Raw genomic sequence first — 13228 nt, forward strand, 5'->3', positions numbered from 1 at the left:
AGTATAAGAGGTAACCTCTTATACTAGGGTAGTTTTATATGTGTCTTTACTAGTTTAATGCAGCTTTTACTGCTTCTAATAAAGCAGGAACTTTGATAGAAACACCTGTTACAGCATCAGTGTGACCATCTTCGTCTGTTAATGTAACTTTTTCTAAATCGAAGTTATTTTCAGCTAAGAATGTAGCAAGTGAATCTACTTGTTCATTCCAAGGTGTACTTCCTTCACCCATGTCATATGTTCCAGCAGCTGCTGCTTCATATTTACTTGAGTTATCTTTTGTACTAATGTAATCAAATTTAACGCTTACTGGTGTCCCAGCTTCAAATGTTACAGTTGCAACTGTTTTTCCTTCTTCATCTGCTACTTCACCAACTTTTTCACCTGTGAAAGCTTCTTCTGTTGCTGGAGTTTCAGAAGCTGCTGGCGCTTCTGTAGCAACTGGTGTTTCTGCTGGCGCTTCTGTTTTAGAACCACAAGCTGTTAATGTTAACATTGAGCTTAATAATAAAGCTAATACTGCGAATTTTTTCATATTGTCCTCCAAAAATATATTAATAGTAACTTCCACATTATATAGCAATATTTGTATCATTTCAATATTTACGTCGACTTTTCATCAAATTTTTTCTTTCCAGTTACTCCACCTTTGTTTTTTATCCTATGAATAATATGTAAATACATTCTGTATATTAACTAAAACCTTTATTACAATAAAAAAACAGCTTATAGGCTAAAAACCCTATAAGCTGTTTTTTTTGCATTTATACGTTCCCGACTGGAATCGAACCAGCGGCCTACCGCTTAGGAGGCGGTCGCTCTATCCTACTGAGCTACGGAAACCTATAACTTTAAAAGTTATCGCAATTATTATACTACATTTTTATTTGCTATTCGTCAAGTACTATTTAGAGGTCACAATAGTTCCTTGTAGCCAACAAGTACCCATAAAACGCATACCTATGCTTGGATATCCCACAAGATTAGCTTTATTAATAAGGACTTCTAGCGGCATATCATTTACATCTAAAGTGAAAAGATATGATTCTTCTCCTGTTTGCGTATTTTTTCTATTCTGTATATCTGTAATTTCTCCTAATATAGCATACGTAGCATCTACCAAAGTAGTCGGTACAAAATAACCGCTCATAATAGAAAGGAAATCTTCTTCAAACATACGCTCTTTTAATTGATCATCTAACTCTTTTTCTTCTTCTTCTAATTTAGCTCTAGCATCTTCATCGCCTTCTCTAGCTTTTTGAAGCATCACTTTAATTTTTTCTCTTTCTTCTTTTTCTACAGCCTCATCTTCCTCATCTTTTTCAATAGGAAGCACAACAGTACCTTCCATGGCAAGTGCTGCAATCTGAACTTCATTAAAAGTCTGCATCATTTCTACTGCTTCTGTATATTCTACTACATTTTGTAGCCAAAAAATGAATTGCATGCCTGTCTCTGCTTCTTCACAAATAGCATAATAATTATACTCGTCGTCTATGCATTCTACACTAAGATCTTCTACTTTTACGGTATAATGACTACTTAAATAAGGTTCACACTGTTCTATTTCAAGCTTAGTATCTTTTTGGTCTGCCCTTACGACAATCCTAACCATGACATACATATCTTTTCCAAATTCTTTTAAATACTCTGCGATAATATCTTGATTTGCTTTGCGACTTGCAACTTGCTTCGTTGGCTTATCTAGAATGCCACTCACAATCTTCTCAAGATTATATTTTTTTTCTATATCAGAAAAGCCTATTGCTGCAATTGGAGATTCCATATCCATCCCCCTCTCTATCCTTTTGCCTATATGATCTTCTACCTATATTATATAGCAATCCCTCCTTATTGACTAGCTATCTTTAGAAGTTATCCTATATACCATAGGCCTACTATAAATATATCTCCCATAAGGCTATAATATACCCTATCATGAAGTGTATAAGATGCATATAAAGAACGCATAAAAAAGACGTAAGAAAAGCCAGCTAGCTTTTCTTACGTCCTATACTCTTTTTCTTAGCATAAACCGTTAATAACATCATTGAAAGTATCTGGATGATTTGTAATTACTGCATCAACACCATATTCTTTCATAAGTTTCATATCTGCTATATCATCAACTACCCAAACTGTTACTTTTTTACCAATGCTATGAACTGTTTCAATAGCAGCTTTATCCATTTTTGTGTAATCACAAGAAATAGAATCTGCATATTGATAGCTACGGATATCAAAAGGCATTTCTTTACAAAGTAAAGCCGTTTGAATATTAGGTGCCATAGTTTTAATGCGTTTTAATGTTTCTACATTATAAGAAGATAAAATAACTTTGTCCTCTGCACCTACTAATTTAACACGATCAAGAACTTGTTCTTCAATAGCTTCATAGTCCTCATCACTATCTTTGATTTCCACATAAAGCTTAACATTATATTTTTTCACTAGCTCTAGTGCTGATTTAATACATAGAATTTTTTCACCTTTATATTTAGGGTCATATTTCACGCCTGCATCAAACTCTAGGAGTTCATCAAGTGTATGATCTTTAATATAGCCCGTACCAGTAGTTGTACGGTCTAATTTGCTGTCGTGAATAATAACCAGCTTGTCATCTTTTGTCATGTGCACATCTACTTCGATGCCATCACAGTATCCTTCAGTTAAAGCTTTTGCAAAGGCGATATTAGTGTTTTCTGGATACTTACCACTAAATCCTCTATGAGCAATATTTAACACTCTATTCATTGTTCCCTCTCCTTTCATACTATACAATCAAAAAATATTCCCTCATGACATATTATATATTATTTTTAGAATAACTTCTAACCTTTTTTATGAGAATCTTATAAACAAATTATGGCATTAACTCCCAACTGTAGTTTGCTTTACAATTGGGACACACTTCTTCACTTCCCCACATATAGTCCATTGCCATAAAAGGAAGTATACTATTAGTGGTCATAAACGGATAAATAGGTGGTTCTAATACATAATCTAACACTTGTCTACTTGTTTTACGATAACCACATTGTTTACAAACATATCCTGCCATATCATCAACTCCTTAGATGTTATAACCTCTATGTTTTATTTTTAGACAAACAAGCTAAAAATATACAAAAACATCCGCCTTATTTAAAGACGGATGTTCAGTATTTTTTTCTTATTAATATACATTATTTTTTGAATTGAACAGGTACTGTTTCACTTGTTAACTTTTCAAATGTAAAGCCTTGTTTTCTAAGCCCTTCTACAATTTCTGGCAATGCTTCTACTGTAGTTGTTTTAGGTGCTGCATCATGCATTAAAATAATAGCATGCTTTTGGCCCTCTGCACCATTTAGTACAGAATTGACGATTACGTTTTTATCTTGTTTATTAGCCGATGCATCCATAGAGTCTACATTCCAGTCAAAATAAACTAATCCTTCTTCTTTAACCTTCGCAATAATTTGATCCATTAAATCTTTTCCACCATGTTTTATACTAATAGTATTATTGGAACCTCCTGGAAAGCGCATGACATCTGGTTTTACTCCTGTTACACTTTCTAGATGATTCGATAAAGCATTAATATCTTGCATAAAACTATCTACGCTTGTATAAATTTGATTATATTGATGGGTATTAGAATGAATCGCTAGCGTATGTCCTTCATCTACAATACGCTTATAAATATCATCTTGATTTTCTTTACCTAATACAAAAAAGGTAGCTTTTAAATGATTTGCTTTTAAGAAGTCTAAAATCTTAACAGTGTTATCACTTGGTCCATCATCAAAGGTTAAATAAGCATATTTTTCTGTTGCTCCCGCTAAAGAATTTGCTAATTCTGGATTTTTCTTTTGTGCTTCTTCTAAATCTAGTTTTACTTGTCCTACTTGCTCTTTTATTTGTTCAATTCTACCACTATAATCTTCTAAATCTGCTTGCATGCTTACCTTAGATGCTTCAATCTCTGCAAGTTCTTTCTTCACCCCACTAAGCTCTTGTACTTTATTGGGCATTTTAAACGCTAACACACCAGTTGTACATACAAAAAATATTGATAAAAATAAAAATACGAGTGTTGCCCCTACACGAGGCTTTTTCCTATATGCCATTTTTCCACCTTCTACATCCCTATGCTAACTTATGTTTATTCACTCTTCATTGATTCTGGTATGACGATTGGTTCATATTTAGCTAGTTCTTGGCTAAGCCCTTCTAGCTGATTTTTATATTCTTTTTCTTGCTGTACCATCTCATCTGTCATGCTTTTTATACTATCTAGTTCGCTAGATAATTGATTAATTGTTACGTGATATTTATTTAGACTCATATTAGTATATACAAAACTTCCTAATAAAATACTCGTTACAACACATGCTCCTCCAGTAATCCATAATAAAGTCATGTAAAATCTGTTTTTTGATTTTCCAAAGTGCAAGTTGTTTCTTTTCACATTATCCCCTCCTTATTACCCAGTATACTATCTTTTTATACAGTTTTAAACCTTATTCTCTAACAATTTATTTGGTATTTAATAGCTATTTTGAGCCTGGGTTTAAAAATGTATCAAAAAAAGTACTTTCTCTATATATAGACAGAATAAATACTCAAAAAGTTTCATCTATCTCTATTTATTGTTTTCTGTATTAACTTACTTAGAATTCAAAAGCTGCCTTTGCACAACTATTTATAACTATTGTTACTCATATAAAAAGAATAACCTATAAAGATTATTCTTTTTCACTTACTTCTCTTCGTCTTTGTTCTTCCATGGCTTTTAAATAGCTAATTTGTGTAGGGGTTTTCCCCGCGTATTTAATCGCATCATCTATCCCACCACTTAAAGCACCCTTTAACTCCTCAAAACGCTCTTTGCTTACTTCTATGTAGCTGTTGCAGACTGGACACATCATGCAATAAGTCGTTTTATATGGAATAACTGGAATAAAAAACAAAGTAAACCATACCCTAAGTACACATAATTCCCACTGTGCTTCATTGTTACAATGCCCGCACTGCAATCTTCCAATCGCCCCTAAAAACTTCTTTGTTACTTTTCCCCATCCAAATATAATCATTCTCCCACTCCTTATTTAATTATTTAAAACTCATTTTCTTACATTAATAAATCATATAGTAGCTTTACAAATAGTAGACCAATCACTACAAAAATAACATATCTTACTTTTTTAGCACCACCCTTAATAGCAAATTTAGCCCCCATATAAGCCCCTACGATGCTACAGACTGCAGCTGGAATAGCTAAGATAAAAATGACTTTGCCTTCTATAAAATAGAGTACTACAGAGGTTAAATTAGATGCTAGGTTAGAAACTTTAGCACATCCAGAGGAAGTTACTAAATCAAGTCCCAATAATCCGGAAAACCCAAGTATCATAAAAGTCCCTGTTCCAGGTCCAATTAAACCATCATAGCATCCAATAATAACTCCAATCATGCCAGATAAACCTATAAGCTTTATTGCACCTAAGCTTTTTTCTTCTAATTGTTCCCCAAGATTTTTTTGTGTCATAATAAACAGAGCTACTAAAGGAAGAGCAACAAGCATCAATACCTTCAGGTGTTTTTCACTAATATACAAAGCTAGCTTGGTCCCTATAGTTGAACCGATGATAGCCCCTATGGCTGAATAGATAGCTATTTTCCACTTAATCTTACCACTTTTGATGTACTTACCTGCTGCTATAATTGTTCCGCAGCTAGCTGAAAATTTATTGCTACCAGCTGCCATATGAATAGGCATTCCTGTCATCATATAAGCAGGCAAAGAAATTAGTCCGCCGCCACCTGCTACTGCATCTACGAAACCAGCTATAAAAACAAGAGGGCAAACAATGAATAAATTTTTAATTATCTCTTCCATGAAGTTCTCCTTAATGTCATCAATATGTATTTAGATTCTACATTATTTTTTAATTATTTTCAATTTTAAATCTTTTTATTTATAATAATTTAAATTTCTTTGCAAATAAATCCCCTGAATTGTTAGTACTCATTCAGGGGATAACTTATTTATTTTTTTAACTTTGGAAATCCTATTACAATAGCAATAATTCCACATATGCCCATTAAAATAGGATAGTGTAAGTAACCTAATATCTCCATAGGTGATACACCTACTAAACCTGCTGCTATAAGGAGCTGTGCACCATAAGGAGTAATTCCTTGAATACACGCTGAAAAAATATCTAAAATACTAGCCGTACGTCTTGGATCAATATCATACTCCTCAGCAATGTCTTTAGCTAGTGGTCCTGCCATAACAATAGCTATCGTGTTATTCGCTGTACACATATCCACTAAACTTACAAGAGCTGCAATACCAAATTCAGCACCTTTCTTCGTATGGATACGGCGCTTGATAAAGCCAAGCAAATAGTCAATCCCACCATTTCGCTTAATCAGTTCTAGCGTTCCTCCAATAATAATGGATAAAATAACGATTTCTGCCATACCAATCATTCCATTAGAAGCTGCTTCTACTGCTGCAAATAAATCAAGGCTTCCTGTTAGTACACCAACAGCACCTGCTAAAAGTGTGCCACCTGCTAATAGCACAAATACATTAACACCTGCCAATGCGCCTACCAGAACGGCCACATAAGGAAGTACTTTTACCCACTCATAAGTATATCTTCCTGGTATTTCTTGATGATACTGCCATGTCATAACAGTTAATAGCACAATAGTAATGAGCGCTGCAGGCAATACAATAAGGAAATTCACCTTAAATTTATCTCTTAATTCACAGCCTTGTGTACGTGCTGCTGTAATAGTAGTATCTGAAATCATAGATAGGTTATCGCCAAACATTCCTCCACCAATAATGGCACCAATTACTAACGGAATAGGCATACCTGTTGTTTCTGCAATTCCCAAACCAATTGGTGCTAAAGCAGTAATCGTTCCAACTGAAGTTCCCATTGATAGTGAAATGAAACATGCTATTAAAAATAAACCGCCTACCAGAAACTGAGAAGGTATAAAGGATAAGCTTAAATTAACAGTAGCATCAACACCACCCATGGCTTTTGCTACACTAGCAAAGGCCCCTGCTAAAATGAAAATGATGCACATCATCATAATATCACTATGCCCTGCTCCTTCGCAAAACACTTCTATCTTCTTATTTAATGGTTCCTTCCTATTAAACATAAGTGCTACAGCTGTGGCTGTAATAAAAGCTACAAGTACAGGCATTTTATAAAAATCTTTCGTAGCTATTCCAACCCCTAGGAAGAGCACAAGAAATACTGCTAACGGCAAGAGTGCAAAGGGATTTCCCTTTTGATTGTCTTTTTTCATGATGTCTATTCTCCTTCGTCATATCCATAGTTGTCGCATAGCCATTATATTAACATAATTTCTTTATAATAATCCACAAAAATATAGTAAAAGGAGAAACTCTATAGTCTCTCCTCCTATTTCTTTAATTTCCATCACCTATTACTTAATGGCTTTTTTAAAGCTTTAACTTATCATCATTTTTAATCTATTTAACTTCTCCACCTTCTACAACAACGCTCTCAGGATCTACGCTGTCACCATAAACAGGTAATAAAGTAGCTTCATAAGCTGAATGGAAAAAATTCTCTTTAGCTAGCGCTTTAATTTCATCATTAATCCAGTTTAGTAATTCTGTATTACCCTTTTGAACAGCAGGTGCAATCGTATCTAGACCACCCAGTGACTCAATGCCTGTTGTAAAACCTGGATTTTGAATAGCCCATGCAAATACTAAAGTATTATCATGTGCAAGTGCAGCTCCTCTAACATCTTTTAGTGCATTAAAGGCTTCTGTATTCTCATCATATTTAAGAAGTTCAATATTAGGATAGTTTTCTGTAAAGTAAGTCTCTGCTGTCGTTCCTTTATTTACAATTAATTGCTTTCCTTCAAGCTGAGAAACATCTGTAATAATGGCCCCATCAGGTGATACAACACCAAGAGCTACCTTCATATAAGGTAATGCAAAATCTACAACTTCAGCACGATCTTTTGTTACTGTAAAGTTAGCTAAAATAATATCTACCTTACCTGACTGCAGATATTCCACCCTACTTGCTGCTTCTACTAAAACAAACTCTACAGCATTTTCATCGCCTAATAAGTCTTTAGCAATACGCTTAGCAAAGTAAACATCATAACCTTGGTTTACTCCATTTTCATCTACATAACCAAAAGGTGGTTTATCACTAAAGACGCCAATTCTTATCTTACCTCTTTCCTTAATAGCTTCTATACCAGAAGCACTTTCCCCATTACTACTTGCCTGCTTATTACTTGAGCAAGCTGTTAAACTTCCTAAAATCACTAATAAACCTACTAATATACTTAATACTCTTAAACGTTGTTTCATTTTGTTTCCTCCTCAAAATTAAAGATATTTAAAAATTGTTTTGCTCTTAAAGTACTAGGGTTTTCAAAAAACGCTTTTGGTGTGTTTTCTTCTATAATTTCACCTTGGTCTATAAATAAAATTCGGTCTGCCACAGCCTTTGCAAATTTCATTTCATGAGTCACAATAGCCATGGTTGTTCCTGCTTTAGCAAGTTCCAAAATAACATCTAATACCTCTCTTACCATTTCTGGGTCAAGTGCAGCCGTCACTTCATCGAAAAGTAAAATCTCCGGGTTCATACACAGAGCTCTTACAATAGCTACCCTTTGTTTCTGTCCTCCTGAAAGTTGACGAGGATACGCATCTTTTTTATCGCTTAATCCGACCCGTTCAAGCAATTTCTCAGCTTGCAAAGACGCCTCTTCCTTATTCCTTTTTTGCACTTTTATAGGTCCTAATAATATATTTTCCATCACTGTCATATGCGCAAATAAATCATAACTTTGAAATACCATGCCAATCTTTTGCCTAATTTGGGGCCAATCCTTCTTACTCCTAGTAATACTTTCACCATCTAATTTAATGTTTCCTGCTTGAAAAACCTCTAAACCATTTAAGCAGCGTAATAAAGTACTTTTTCCACATCCTGATGGTCCTAAGATGACAATTACTTCTCCCTTTTGAATTTGAAAAGAAATATCCTTTAAAACAGGTGGATTGTTATCATAACTTTTATATAAGTGTTCTATTTCTAATAACATTTCTGCCATATGTATGCCTCCTTATGATTGCCACTTCATTTCTAATTTTTTAGAGAAAATAGAAATGGGATAACAAATAATAAAATACAAGATAAAGATAAAGCCATATACCCACAGAGGAGCACTAGGCACTTTTAAAATTGAGGCTTCTATAATCTGTTGACCTACCTTCAATACCTCTACAACACCAATTAGTACAATTAACGAAGTAGTTTTAACCATACGAGTTGCTAAGTTAATAGCTGCCGGCAGCATTCTTCTTACAGCTTGTGGGATGATAATATAACGATAAATTTGAATTTCGCTTAACCCAATAGCCCTGCCACTATCACTTTGTGCCTTAGGCATGGAAGTAATGGCTCCTCTTACTATATCTCCCATCTCAGCTGTTCCCCATAAAGTAAAGACAATAATCGAAATAATCTCTGCCTCTATATGATAACCAATGAGCTTTGTTAAACCAAAATAAAAGATAAAAAGCCATACCAAGATAGGAATAATTCGAATAGCTTCTAAATAAATCCTACAAATCACTTTTACTGCCTTGTGCTTGGAAGTCATCAATATGCCTAACATAATACCCAGTACACCAGATAAAATCATTGCAATGAGCGCTACTTTCATAGCTACTCCCAAGCCACCTATCAGTCTAATCAGGTTCCTGCCTTGGAAAAGCACGTTAATTCCCAAATCCTGCATATCTCATCCTCCTTTCAATCCAAGTAAATAATATGGAAAGTGGCAATAAAATAATTAAATATGCAATCACTAATAGAAAAAGGGCTTCATCTGTCTTGTAATACATACCAATTAAATCTTTAGCAACAAACATTAAATCAGCTAAAGCAACTGCACTAAATATAGATGTTTCCTTTAATAAAAAAATAATATTAGCACCTATACCTGGCATAGCAACTGCAAATGCTTGAGGTAAAATAACATGTTGTATCAGTTGCCATTCATTTAGTCCGATACTTAAGCCTGATTCAATTTGAGACTTACTAACAGCTTCTAATCCTGATCTGAAGGCTTCCGCCATATAGCTTCCACCTAGAAAAGTTAGTCCTATCACTGCACAGGTTTCCGCACTTATCTTTACTCCCAACTTTGGTAACCCATAGTATAAAAAGAAAAGTTGTATTAGTAAGGGTGTATTTCTAGATAATTCTATGTAAGCTCCCACCACTTGCTTCGCAATTGGAATCTTATAGTATCTAATCATGGCACATATAAACCCTACTAGAACAGCTAGAACAATTCCTACTCCTCCTAAGGTTAAAGTCAGTTTAGATGCTTCAACGTACAAGGGAACATATCTTTCTATAGCACTTATATCCATCTTCGTCCCTCCTTTGATTTCATTTCCTAGTATTCCTATTTGTTTTGTTTTTTATTTTATTCAGTATACTCTTATTATTTTTACTTTGTCAATATTTTTAGATTTAACTAAACCTTATTCCATATTAATTCTATGAAATGGACAATCTTATTAATGACCTTATTTCTTAATATTTTTACTAGTTTTTCGATGTCTTTTCCTTTTTTGTGTCCACATACGCCCTACACTTTTCTTTTTTATGTTGTGGACAGATACTAGACTTTTTACCGCATACAATTGATTTTTAAAATTTTTTAACTTTCATTAGGGATTCCCCTGGTTCATCACATATACATAGATGTAAAACAAAATAAGCAACTTCCTCGGCTTTAGTCTAGGTAGCATCAACTTGACGCGCTAGCAGTAGAGGTCCATCTATAAGTTGCTAAATACGTTTTTACATCTAGTAGTACCAAATAAAGTTCTAAATCAGAGTCTTAAAGTCTTAGTTTCCTATCATAAGGGTGCACCGGCTAAGACTATAGGAGCTCCTCACTCATTGGTTTAACTTTAATAGCTATCCTTAATGCCTGTTTCTAACTACATAAACATGCTGAGGAGCCATTTTATGCCTAGAATTAGGCCAATTAGGAAGGCTATGTGAGTTTCTCCCATGAGACTGTAACAAAAAAAGACCTAGACTTGTATCAATTGATACTTAAGTCTAGGTCTTTTTTTTACGCACGCGGTAGGATTCGAACCCACGACATTCTGATTTACAGATTGGCATTTCATTACAAATCACACCACCTTAGAACCCTTGATTTTATTAGGTTTCTTTTTAAAAAATCTCATGTCATCACATTTTATAATACTGCTTTTCAAGTTTACTACACACTTGCTACACACTTTTATATATACTTTCAATAGCTAACGTACTACTCATTTGTTTATACTGTTTTTTCCTTCTTCTTCATTAACCATATCTTAAAGTCTCTTTTAGTAATTCTCTTGCTTCTTTCTCCCACTAAAAAGCATGGAAAATCTTTAGAGTTAAATAGCTGATATACTTCGCTTTTAGAAAGCCTTAACAGTCCCATTACATCCTTTGGGGAAAGACACTCAATCTCATCTTGTTCAACTACCTCATATTCCACGATTAATCACCTAACTTATTCAACTTTTTCTTAAATAACTCTATCTTGACTATTATATCTATCTGCCATTGTTTTAAATTCCTACGCATAAAAAGACCACACTCCTTTACTTTAGAGTGTAGCCTTATGATCTGCATTTTAAACGAACTATTCTTTTAAATACAATATATATCATAAACACCGATAAAACAGGTGTTTTGGTAGATACGTACTTATCTTATCAAATGAGGTTTGAAATAACCACTCATAGCTATAAGCTTTTTAGAACCACAGGAATAGCTATGGGTTTTCTTTATACTACTGGCATAAGTGCTGCTTTTTCTTCTTCTCGAATGCTAATTACTTCATCCATATCTTCTATTTTGTTTTTATTCTTTTCGGATGTCGTGACTAAATAAATTTTAAAGACTCTGGATACAGTTTCTACCTCACCTACTGATTGTAGTTTTTTCTCAATATTTTGTCCCATTTCATAAACTTTCACTATGAATCTTTTCATTATCTAACACCTCCAATAATTTCTTTATATTTAATACGCCATGCCCTTGTTCATGGGGACAGGCGTTTATGGGTGTTACTCCACTATACAACATATCTTTCAACCTATTTATATCCCTGTTACATCTATCAAATATACATGCACAAACTCCCGTTATAATAGGTGCTGAAAAAGATGTCCCTGATGTAAATCTGTTATCTCGATAATTATTGTACCCAGAAGTAAGTATATTCGGTTTACCTTGATCTATTCTACCTCTACTGCTAAATTTAGCAATATTATTATTACCATCTATCGCTCCAACAGTTATAGCCTCTTCAGCTCCACCAGGACAATTTATTGTTCCTATAGCTGGACCTGAGTTGCCAGCTGATGTTACCACTATTTTCCCCTGCCTTGTTAATAAATGAACAAATTGACAAATCTCACAAGTTCCATCACATTCTACCATTCTTCCAATAGATAGTGACATATTAACTATATTTATATTATCATCGAAATATACCTCTTCAAGAGCTTTTATTACATTGCCTTCTGCAAATTGCTGTGTTTCCGTAATCTTAATGTTAGTAATATTAGCCTTTGGAGCACATTTGTTAATTGTAGCCGCAACGACTGTTCCATGTCCAAATAAATCTTCCGCATTAACTTTTCCGATATTAAAACAGTCAATTTCTTTTACCACATTATTTACTTCGCTCTTTTTTACACCACTGTCTATTACCGCAACATTTATTCCCCATCCAATCATACATTTTGACTTTAAAATCTTTTCGTTTACACATGGGATAAAGTCAAACGACTGTAATTCACCAGTAGCTTCTTCTCTAATATTCTTAACAAAATCTGCCTGTTCTAGTTCTTTACTAATGTTGCTTATAATTATTATCGGCAAAACCTTAGAAATAAATACATCTTGAGTAGAAAATTTTCTTATTTCTGATTCAGTTAGCCATCTTTTTAACTCTACTATGTACCCCATATTGTCCCCCAAAAATGAATATTCTGATTTTATACGATTATTTTAACATCAGTGTCAATATACAATATATTGCAAACTTTATCCACAGACTACAAGATGTTGTACTTATTATTAATTAATTGTTACAAAATTATTATATATTTTTATTA

Annotated in this window: 16 protein-coding genes and 1 tRNA gene; all 17 read right to left on the reverse strand. The window is 33.8% G+C overall.

The annotated features are described in order from the left end of the window. Nucleotides 1-49 precede the first annotated feature (49 nt). A complete protein-coding gene (locus tag QTL86_RS13240) occupies nt 50-535 on the reverse strand; it encodes a hypothetical protein (protein ID WP_013655926.1) in 486 nt (161 codons plus the stop codon). 234 nt (nt 536-769) lie between these two features. Continuing rightward, nucleotides 770-843: transfer RNA gene (locus tag QTL86_RS13245), tRNA-Arg, on the reverse strand. A 61-nt stretch (nt 844-904) separates the two neighbouring features. Then, nucleotides 905-1786 carry a DUF3881 family protein gene (locus QTL86_RS13250; protein WP_013655925.1) on the reverse strand — a complete coding sequence of 294 codons (882 nt, stop codon included), beginning with the start codon at nt 1784-1786 and terminating at the stop codon, nt 905-907. Nucleotides 1787-2025: 239 nt separating this feature from the next. Further along, on the reverse strand, nt 2026-2754 hold the full coding sequence (locus tag QTL86_RS13255; protein ID WP_190283530.1) for a glycerophosphodiester phosphodiesterase: 729 nt from the start codon (nt 2752-2754) through the stop codon (nt 2026-2028). 109 nt (nt 2755-2863) lie between these two features. Beyond that, entirely contained in the window at nt 2864-3061 is a 198-nt protein-coding gene (locus QTL86_RS13260) for a hypothetical protein (protein ID WP_410495085.1), read from the reverse strand. 124 nt (nt 3062-3185) lie between these two features. Next, nucleotides 3186-4112, reverse strand: a complete 927-nt coding sequence (locus QTL86_RS13265; protein ID WP_410495086.1) for a polysaccharide deacetylase family protein — start codon at nt 4110-4112, stop codon at nt 3186-3188. 35 nt (nt 4113-4147) lie between these two features. Then, nucleotides 4148-4453 (reverse strand): hypothetical protein, encoded by a 306-nt coding sequence (locus QTL86_RS13270; RefSeq protein WP_013655921.1) that lies wholly within the window; start codon nt 4451-4453, stop codon nt 4148-4150. A gap of 277 nt (nt 4454-4730) precedes the next feature. Next, nucleotides 4731-5078 carry a zinc-ribbon domain-containing protein gene (locus QTL86_RS13275; protein ID WP_410495087.1) on the reverse strand — a complete coding sequence of 116 codons (348 nt, stop codon included), beginning with the start codon at nt 5076-5078 and terminating at the stop codon, nt 4731-4733. A 38-nt stretch (nt 5079-5116) separates the two neighbouring features. Next, on the reverse strand, nt 5117-5884 hold the full coding sequence (locus QTL86_RS13280) for a sulfite exporter TauE/SafE family protein (protein ID WP_410495088.1): 768 nt from the start codon (nt 5882-5884) through the stop codon (nt 5117-5119). A gap of 149 nt (nt 5885-6033) precedes the next feature. Further along, a complete protein-coding gene (locus QTL86_RS13285) occupies nt 6034-7326 on the reverse strand; it encodes a Na+/H+ antiporter NhaC family protein (RefSeq protein WP_410495089.1) in 1293 nt (430 codons plus the stop codon). Nucleotides 7327-7513: 187 nt separating this feature from the next. After that, nucleotides 7514-8380, reverse strand: coding sequence for a cysteine ABC transporter substrate-binding protein (locus QTL86_RS13290; protein WP_127065822.1), 867 nt, complete (start codon nt 8378-8380; stop codon nt 7514-7516). After that, on the reverse strand, nt 8377-9132 hold the full coding sequence (locus tag QTL86_RS13295) for an amino acid ABC transporter ATP-binding protein (RefSeq protein WP_013655916.1): 756 nt from the start codon (nt 9130-9132) through the stop codon (nt 8377-8379). Before QTL86_RS13295 ends, QTL86_RS13290 begins: the two co-directional genes overlap by 4 nt. A gap of 12 nt (nt 9133-9144) precedes the next feature. Beyond that, nucleotides 9145-9822 carry an amino acid ABC transporter permease gene (locus QTL86_RS13300; RefSeq protein WP_127065821.1) on the reverse strand — a complete coding sequence of 226 codons (678 nt, stop codon included), beginning with the start codon at nt 9820-9822 and terminating at the stop codon, nt 9145-9147. Continuing rightward, on the reverse strand, nt 9803-10462 hold the full coding sequence (locus QTL86_RS13305; protein ID WP_127065820.1) for an amino acid ABC transporter permease: 660 nt from the start codon (nt 10460-10462) through the stop codon (nt 9803-9805). Before QTL86_RS13305 ends, QTL86_RS13300 begins: the two co-directional genes overlap by 20 nt. A 929-nt stretch (nt 10463-11391) precedes the next feature. After that, nucleotides 11392-11598 carry a helix-turn-helix domain-containing protein gene (locus QTL86_RS13310; protein WP_410495090.1) on the reverse strand — a complete coding sequence of 69 codons (207 nt, stop codon included), beginning with the start codon at nt 11596-11598 and terminating at the stop codon, nt 11392-11394. Nucleotides 11599-11890: 292 nt separating this feature from the next. Continuing rightward, the gene (locus tag QTL86_RS13315) at nt 11891-12097 is read right to left on the reverse strand and encodes a hypothetical protein (RefSeq protein WP_410495091.1); all 207 of its coding nucleotides are present in this window, start codon (nt 12095-12097) and stop codon (nt 11891-11893) included. Next, entirely contained in the window at nt 12069-13079 is a 1011-nt protein-coding gene (locus QTL86_RS13320) for a S8 family serine peptidase (RefSeq protein WP_410495092.1), read from the reverse strand. Before QTL86_RS13320 ends, QTL86_RS13315 begins: the two co-directional genes overlap by 29 nt. Nucleotides 13080-13228 lie beyond the last annotated feature (149 nt).

Origin of the sequence: Cellulosilyticum sp. ST5, from assembly GCF_046529625.1 — a bacterium.
In the GTDB taxonomy this organism is placed as follows: Bacteria; Bacillota; Clostridia; order Lachnospirales; family Cellulosilyticaceae; genus Cellulosilyticum; species Cellulosilyticum lentocellum.